General features: G+C 69.9%; 1 protein-coding gene. It reads right to left on the bottom strand.

Annotated elements, in window-relative coordinates; translation table 11 throughout:
* A partial coding sequence (locus KVT44_RS55940) for a hypothetical protein (RefSeq protein WP_217576952.1) occupies positions 1 to 182 on the bottom strand: 182 nt, incomplete at its 3' end.
* Positions 183 to 299 lie beyond the last annotated feature (117 nt).

Genomic DNA, 299 nt, shown 5'->3' on the forward strand with positions numbered 1-299 from the left:
GTGCGCCACCCGGGATCGGGGAGGAAGGCGATGGCGACGGCGAGCGCCGTGGTGACGAGGATCGTCGTCGCGCCCTCGCGGACGTTGAGGTAGGTCAGGGCGCGGGGTGCCAGCACCGCGTCACCGCGGGTGCCGTGCGCTGGCGGGTATCCCGAGGACGGGGTGCTCGCGTGGACGGTCATGATCCCGATACTCCCGCACCGGCGGCGTCGGCGGGCATCCGTCCGGCGGGGATTCTCGGGAGATCGAAACCTCGGTGCGCGTAAACTGATCCCGCTTCATCTCGATCCGATTCGAAG

Source organism: Streptomyces sp. GbtcB7 (genome assembly GCF_019091445.1).
Classification (GTDB): Bacteria; Actinomycetota; Actinomycetes; order Streptomycetales; family Streptomycetaceae; genus Streptomyces; species Streptomyces mirabilis.